The 5,820-nt window shown below is 36.8% G+C and carries 7 protein-coding genes and 1 riboswitch; of the genes, 6 read left to right on the forward strand and 1 reads right to left on the reverse strand.

What is annotated here, in order from left to right; all coding sequences use genetic code 11:
- Nucleotides 1–155: 155 nt before the first annotated feature.
- Nucleotides 156–284: riboswitch (SAM riboswitch) on the forward strand.
- A 112-nt stretch (nucleotides 285–396) separates the two neighbouring features.
- Both AC07XN_RS22975 and AC07XN_RS22980 read left to right on the forward strand, forming a co-directional pair.
- Nucleotides 397–654 (forward strand): hypothetical protein, encoded by a 258-nt coding sequence (locus AC07XN_RS22975; RefSeq protein WP_494744751.1) that lies wholly within the window; start codon nucleotides 397–399, stop codon nucleotides 652–654.
- 17 nt (nucleotides 655–671) lie between these two features.
- A complete protein-coding gene (locus AC07XN_RS22980) occupies nucleotides 672–1,784 on the forward strand; it encodes a homoserine O-acetyltransferase family protein (RefSeq protein ID WP_494744752.1) in 1,113 nt (370 codons plus the stop codon).
- Nucleotides 1,785–1,891: 107 nt separating this feature from the next.
- Here AC07XN_RS22980 and AC07XN_RS22985 read toward each other — a convergent pair whose 3' ends face one another.
- Nucleotides 1,892–2,548, reverse strand: coding sequence for a phosphatase PAP2 family protein (locus AC07XN_RS22985; RefSeq protein WP_494744753.1), 657 nt, complete (start codon nucleotides 2,546–2,548; stop codon nucleotides 1,892–1,894).
- A 115-nt stretch (nucleotides 2,549–2,663) separates the two neighbouring features.
- On the opposite strand from AC07XN_RS22985, the gene AC07XN_RS22990 reads away from it, so the two are divergent.
- The 4 genes from AC07XN_RS22990 to AC07XN_RS23005 all read left to right on the forward strand — a co-directional run bounded on the left by AC07XN_RS22990 (nucleotide 2,664) and on the right by AC07XN_RS23005 (nucleotide 5,742).
- Entirely contained in the window at nucleotides 2,664–3,293 is a 630-nt protein-coding gene (locus tag AC07XN_RS22990; protein ID WP_494744754.1) for a YceD family protein, read from the forward strand.
- A gap of 72 nt (nucleotides 3,294–3,365) precedes the next feature.
- The gene (rpmF, locus tag AC07XN_RS22995; RefSeq protein WP_309912724.1) at nucleotides 3,366–3,560 is read left to right on the forward strand and encodes a 50S ribosomal protein L32; all 195 of its coding nucleotides are present in this window, start codon (nucleotides 3,366–3,368) and stop codon (nucleotides 3,558–3,560) included.
- A 173-nt stretch (nucleotides 3,561–3,733) separates the two neighbouring features.
- Nucleotides 3,734–4,672 carry a phosphate acyltransferase PlsX gene (gene plsX, locus AC07XN_RS23000; RefSeq protein ID WP_309912726.1) on the forward strand — a complete coding sequence of 313 codons (939 nt, stop codon included), beginning with the start codon at nucleotides 3,734–3,736 and terminating at the stop codon, nucleotides 4,670–4,672.
- A gap of 80 nt (nucleotides 4,673–4,752) precedes the next feature.
- Nucleotides 4,753–5,742, forward strand: a complete 990-nt coding sequence (locus AC07XN_RS23005; RefSeq protein ID WP_309912728.1) for a beta-ketoacyl-ACP synthase III — start codon at nucleotides 4,753–4,755, stop codon at nucleotides 5,740–5,742.
- The last annotated feature ends 78 nt before the right edge of the window (nucleotides 5,743–5,820 follow it).

Raw genomic sequence — 5,820 nt, forward strand, 5'->3', positions numbered from 1 at the left:
CGCCCGCTAAGAGAAAAATATATAACCTATTTTTTTCCACGGAAAGAAGATTCTTTGGCGAGAATGCCTAAAAAATTTGCTTTTTCAAGCTTTCACGATTTACTTTGCATCATCAAGTCAATTTTCCTCTGAGGTTTCGACCTCCACAGGTAATTGATTTATAAAGAAGAAGGGAGAGAATAGGCTCTATGAACTTCTGGCAACCTACCGCTCGTAAAGGCAAGGTGCTAATTCCTACCTGAAAATTGTATAGTCATTTGGCTAGTTTTTAGGAAATATAAACCAATTACGAAGTACTCTCCCAGTCATTTTTTCATGCTGTAAAGTATTCGTCAGGTTTACGATTTATTTTCGTTTATCGTCATGATTTTATCGTGACCAAATTTGTCAGCTATTATGTCAAAATTTATTAAAATCACAACGGGCAATTACCTCATTGTTCATGGCTTCGACGCCAACAATAAGGAAATTATCGAAGAAGTAACCGTGGCTCAGAAAATGGTGAAGGTGGTAGCTATCAACCGCATACAGTCTATCTCTGAAAAATATATTTTGGTGACGGGTTCGCATGGACGATTGATGTACTGGGAATATGAAGAAAGTTTCGAGGATTTACAAAAGCAATTATCTTATCATTCGCTTTTGATTGCGTAAATAAAGGTTTCACTCAAATGAGTATTGGTGCTCAAGTCTTTTATACATTGAATAATCTTTTTAAATATAATCAAGCCTTTGAACTAGAGGCAGGAGGTATTTTACCAGAAGTAACATTAGCCTATCAATCATTAGGGAATATAAACGCTGATTGCTCTAATGTAATTTGGGTTTGTCATGCTTTTACGGGTAGTCATGATGTAGAAGATTGGTGGCAAGGGTTAGTAGGCAGAGGTAAGCTATTCGACCCTGACAAACATTTTATCATTTGTGTGAATGTATTAGGGTCACATTATGGTAGTACGGGTCCTCTTTCTATCAATCCAACTACTGGCGAGCCCTATTTTCATACTTTCCCTTTTATTACTATCCGCGATATTGTCAATTCTTTTGATTTACTCCGCGAACATCTCGGAATCACTCGAATCAAAACGTGTATTGGCGGTTCTTTAGGTGGTCAACAATGTGTAGAATGGGCTATTTCTCAGCCTAACTTGATTGAAAACCTGATTTTGATTGCTACTAATGCACAACATTCACCTTGGGGGATTGCATTTAATGAATCTCAAAGAATGTCAATTGAAGTAGACCCAACTTGGAAAGAAAGTCACCCACAAGCAGGTATCGAGGGCATGAAAGCTGCCAGAGCTACCGCCTTGATTTCGTATAGAAATTATGAAACCTATGGTGTAACACAAGCCCGTAAAGATGAGTCTTTGGGCAAAGTGCATCGTGCTATGAGCTACCAACGCTATCAAGGAGAAAAGTTAGCCCAGCGTTTTAATGCTTTTTCATATTATGTACTCTCGCAGGTGATGGATTCGCAGGATGTGGGGCGTGGCAGAGGGGGAGCTATTCAGGCATTATCACAGATTAAGGCTAAAACATTGGTAATGGGCATCAAATCAGATGCGCTGTTCCCGATTAATGAACAAGCCTTTTTGGCAAAACATATCCCTGGTGCTACTTTCCAAGCCTTAGATTCTCTATACGGTCACGATGGTTTTCTGATAGAAAGTCAATTAATTACTAAGGCTATTAAACTATGGCAGAAGTTTGTGAAACTAGATGTTAACCCGATGTATGATTTCTTTAAGAAATTGGAAAGGAAGAATTTGATAGAACAATAGAGTTGTGAATGATGAGTTGTGAGTTAGTGAGTACATTATTATTAGTCTTACATCTAGTGTCTAATGTCCACTGTTGTACTCACAATTTATCACTCACTAACTCACAACTAGGGTTTCTTATGGTTAATCAGCCTTTTTCTATGCCAGTCTTTGGGATTATTCTCAAGCATTTTATTTATCAATATATAGACTACCATACTACTAACAGTCCCTACGACAGAGCCCGCCAAAACATCTTCAGGGAAATGTTGGAAAAGATAACATCTTGAATAACCTGCCAAACAAGCTAATAATAAAAAGAACACAGACCATTTTTTGTTGATAAGAAAGATAGTAAGCAACGTAAAAACGGCAAAAGCAGTAGTGGTATGCCCAGAAGGAAAACTGAGGTGAATATTAATTTTTACGCCATCAACAAAATACCATTTTATATGCTTATCTGCAAAAAAAGCCATGGGACGGAGGTTATCAAAACTAAGTTTTAATAAAAATGAAACTAGAGAGCTTAAACCCAAAGAAGCCGTAAGTATCAGAGCTTTATCATAACTAATAAATAAATAACTTAGGATTATAGCCACAAAAAACCATCCTTCACCCAATTGTGTAGCCATTACAAAAAAGGAGTCAGCCCACAATGCATTATATTGGTTAATCAATACCATTTGGTCAAATTTATTGGTACTAAGCACCCATACAAGCCCTATAAGCCATACAACGATATATAAGCCAAAATATAAAGGATTGTTTTTTATAATCTGTTTCATAGAACAAAGGTCGTTATCCAAAAGATATTTGGCAATAAGTACTGGTAATATTTTGTTCAATACTTGTCATTGTAAAAAATAGTCCCTAATTTTGCAGTCTTTTCGATGAAACCAAGTGAATAAGAGCATATTAAATACATTTAAGATTGACATCTTCCGCCTTGAAAACAAGCATTATGTGCATGAATTTGAGGGAGGTGATGACTTTTTTGTGGCATTAGAGCAAGATTTAATCGAAAAAGGGAATTTCAAAGCAACCGTTACTTTAGATAAATCGGAAGTAATGATTCAATTATTGTATCATATTGTAGGTTCAGTAGAACTCACTTGTGACCGTAGTTTGGATACTTTCGACTTCCCTGTGGATATTACCCAGAAAATGATTTTAAAGTTTTCTGATCATACCGAAGAGATTACAGATGAGTTGATGTTGATTGATAGAAATACACAGTATATCAACGTAGCTCAAGATATTTATGAATTCATTGGTTTACAGATTCCAATGAAAAAGCTTCATCCCCGTTTTCAAGTTGAAGAGCAAACATTTTTATCAAGTTTGGAGGATGATGATTTAGACGAAGACTTTGAAGATTTAGTGTGGGAAGATGATGACGAGGGAGAAATTGTTTATTCTACTTCAACAGAAGATTCAGATGATGATGACGACGATGAAGAAAAAACAAACGATGATGAACCCGAAATAGACCCACGCTGGGCTATTTTAAAGAAATTGAATAATAATTAATAATTTGGCCACCATACTGGCAAATTACGTTTTTAGATAAATAAAGAATAACAAAATTAAAGAAATAAGCAAATGGCACATCCTAAACGCAGACACTCGACAACTCGTAGAGATAAAAGACGTTCACACGATTTTGGAACTCCAAAAACAATCACTACAGATCCAACAACTGGAGAAATTCACTTACGTCACCGTGCTCACGTATTTGAAGGAAACTTATTTTACAAAGGTAAAATGATTGTAGAAGGTTATGCTGTTCAAGCATAATTAATTGATTTTGGGAATTGTCTATCTCTTAATGTGCTGAATATCAACATTCAAACGAAGAATTGACAAAAAACTATCAGTTTTCAAAACTATTTTCAAACAAAAACGCTGTTTCACACTTCATAAAATGTTATTTTTGTCATTCCGTTAGTGAATAACCAAATAATAATTGAATGAAGATAGGGATTGATGCAATGGGTGGAGATTTCGCCCCAAAAGCTATCGTTGAAGGAATAGTATTGGCAGCTCAAGAATTACCTGCTGGTGTAACCATCGTTTTGATTGGTCAGACGGCAGCAATTCAGCAGATAATTGATAACCAAAATTTTACGGGTTCTAACATTGAAATTGTGGAAGCAAATGAAACAATAGAAATGGGTGAACATCCTGTAAGAGCATTACAGTCTAAACCCAATTCCAGTATCGGAGTTGGGTTTAAACTTTTAAAGACAGGAGCAATTGATGTCTTTGCTTCTGCGGGCAACACAGGCGCAATGATGGTAGGTTCGTTGTTTTCTATCAAAACGATAGAAGGCATTCAACGCCCTCCCATTGCTGGTTTTGCACCACAGATAGACGGCAATTTGGCCGTAATTCTTGATATTGGTGCCAATGCTGATGTTAAACCTGAGATGTTAGCTCAGTTTGGTCTTTTAGGTTCTATTTATGCTAAAGCAACGATGGGGATTGAATCGCCCAGAGTAGCTTTGATGAACATTGGTGAAGAACCCGAAAAAGGTTCGGTTATCGTTCAGCAAGCCTATAAGTTACTCCAAGAAGAAAGAAAAATAAACTTCATTGGTAACATTGAAGGCAAAGACTTTTTCAAGGCAAAAGCCGATGTTATTGTAACAGATGGTTTTACAGGTAATATTCTCTTGAAAATGGGAGAATCTCTATACGGAATTTTGTCTGAAAGAGGAATTAAAGACGACTTCATAGACCAAACAAATTATGAAGCCGTTGGGGGTAGTCCGATTATTGGCGTCAACGGAAACGTTGTTATAGCACATGGTTCTTCGTCGGCACTTGCCACCAAAAATATGGTTCATCTTTGTCATCGCATTGTTGAATCTAAGCTAACTGAAAAAATAAAAAAAGCGTTTGCTTAAAGTAATAAGAATGAGCGAATAAAGATGTTGGATAATCTACGTTGATTTTCAAATATTATTCGAGCATTTCCCATATAACCATGACCAAAATCACTGCAGCAATTACCGGAGTACAAGGTTATGTACCCGAAGATATATTGACCAACGCTGACCTTGCAAAATTTGTTGATACCACTGATGAATGGATAGTAAGCCGAACGGGCATTAAAACACGTCATATTCTACGTGGAGAAGGAAAAGGTACATCTGTAATGGCAATAGAGGCAGTTAAGGGTTTATTAGCCAAAACAAACACTAAGCCAGAGGAAATTGATTTATTAATTTGTGCTACTATCTCTCCTGATCATTTTTTCCCAGCTACTGCCAATATTATTTGTGAGGCAGTAGGCATCCCTCATGTTGGGTCTTATGACCTAGCGGCTGCTTGTTCTGGCTTTTTAAATGCCCTTGTTACGGGTGCTATGTTTATTGAAGCTGGTAGATACAAGAAAGTAGTAGTAGTGGGTGCAGACAAGATGTCTTCAATTGTTGATTATACTGACAGAACTACTTGTGTACTATTTGGCGATGGTTCGGGTGCTGTTTTATTAGAAGCTAATACTGAGGGCTTGGGTATTCAAGATTTCATATTGAAGTCTGATGGTTCGGGTGCTAATCACTTAATCCAAAAAGCTGGAGGAAGTGCTTACCCTCCTACTCACGAAACAATTGACCAACGTCAGCATTATATTCATCAAGAAGGACCAGCTGTATTTAAATTTGCCGTAACCAGAATGGCCGATGTTTCAGCTGAAATTATGGAACGTAATCAGCTTACTGGGGAAGATGTAGCTTTCTTAGTACCTCACCAAGCGAACAAAAGAATTATTGATGCTACGGCAAACCGTATGGGAATAGGTCCTGACAAAGTGATGTTGACTATCCAAAAATATGGTAATACCACAGCCGCTACTATTCCTTTGTGTTTGTGGGATTATGAATCGCAATTAAAAAAAGGAGATAATTTAATTCTAGCAGCATTTGGCGGAGGATTTACTTGGGGAAGTATCTATCTGAAATGGGCATATTAAGCCTAAATTGACAACAATATCCCTCGCAAAATTTCTAGTATTTATTTATTTCACTATTTATCAATAAAAGATTAATTT

This window comes from Arcicella sp. GW458-12-2-14-TSB2 (genome assembly GCF_059423785.1).